This window comes from Gluconacetobacter takamatsuzukensis, from assembly GCF_014174275.1.
GTDB classification, from domain to species: Bacteria; Pseudomonadota; Alphaproteobacteria; order Acetobacterales; family Acetobacteraceae; genus Gluconacetobacter; species Gluconacetobacter takamatsuzukensis.
This window is the reverse complement of the sequence record NZ_JABEQK010000025.1, coordinates 1-1,410: the sequence shown is the minus strand read 5'-3', so window position 1 is coordinate 1,410 and position 1,410 is coordinate 1. Positions and strand designations below refer to the sequence as shown.

Annotated in this window: 1 protein-coding gene; it reads left to right on the top strand. The window is 66.6% G+C overall.

What is annotated here, in order from left to right; all coding sequences use genetic code 11:
* Nucleotides 1-4 precede the first annotated feature (4 nt).
* The coding region (locus HLH27_RS16855; RefSeq protein WP_182951273.1) for a mannose-1-phosphate guanylyltransferase/mannose-6-phosphate isomerase at nt 5-1,410 on the top strand (1,406 nt) is incomplete at its 3' end.

Genomic DNA, 1,410 nt, shown 5'->3' with positions numbered 1-1,410 from the left:
TGCCATGTCTGACACGACCTTGCCGATGATCGGCACCGAAGCCGCGAGCACGACCCGGATTGTGCCTGTCATCCTCTCCGGCGGGACGGGCAGCCGGCTGTGGCCCCTGTCGCGGGCCAGCTATCCGAAGCAATTATGGTCGCTGGTGGGCACGCGGACGATGTTGCAGGAAACGGCCTGCCGTGGGGTCGGCGCGCTGTTCGCCCCGCCGATCGTGATCTGCAACAACGACCATCGCTTCCTGATCGCCGAGCAGCTGCGCGAGGCCGGGATCGAGGATGCGCGCATCGTGCTGGAGCCGGCCGGGCGCAATTCCGCCCCCGCCATTGCCGCCGCCGCCCTGCTGGCGGCGGAAAGCGACCCGGATGCCGTGCTGTGGATCATGGCCGCCGACGCCGTGATCACCCGGCCGGAGACGCTGGAGCAGCTTCTGCCCGCCGCCGCCGCCGCGGCCGAGCGCGGGCATATCGTCGTCTTCGGCATGCAGCCGACCCGGCCGGAAACCGGCTATGGCTATATCGAGGCCGGCAAGGCGCTGCCGGGGGTGCCCGGGGCCAGCACGGTGGCCGGCTTTATCGAGAAGCCGGACGCGGCCACCGCCGCCGACCTGGTGGCGTCGGGCAAATATATGTGGAATTCGGGCATGTTCGTCTTTACGGCGCGCACGCTGCTGCGGGAGATGGAAACCCATGCCCCGGTGGTGCTGGCGCCGGTGCGCCAGGCCGTGGAGCGGCGGACCAGCGACCTGGTCTTCCAGCGCCTGGATGCCGCATCCTTCCTGTCCACGCCCGATATTTCCTTCGATTATGCCGTGATGGAACATACCGACCATGCGGCGGTGATTGCCGGCGATTTCGGCTGGACCGACATCGGCAGCTGGGATGCGCTGTGGGATATCGGTGCCAAGGACGGGGACGGCAACGTCACGCAGGGGCATGTCTGCCTGGAAGGCGTCCATGACAGCTATGTGCGATCGGACGAGATCCTGACCGCCGTGGTCGGGGTCAGCGATGTCGTCGTGGTTGCGACCCGCGATGCCGTGCTGGTGACGCAGCGCAGCCGGGCGCAGGACGTCAAGAAGATCGTGACCCGCCTGCAGGCGCAGGGCCGCAAGGAAGCCGAGGCGCATAATCGCTGCTATCGGCCGTGGGGCTTCTACGAGAGCCTGATCCAGGATTCGCGCTTTCAGGTGAAGCGGATCGTGGTGATGCCCGGCGAGAAGCTGTCGTTGCAGAAACATTATCATCGCGCCGAACATTGGGTTGTCGTCAGCGGCGTGGCGCTGGTGACGCGCGATGCCGAGCAGATCACCGTCCATGAGAACGAGAGCATCTACCTGCCGCAGGAATGCACCCACCGGATGGAAAATCCGGGCCGCATCCCGCTGGTGCTGATCGAGATCCAGACCGG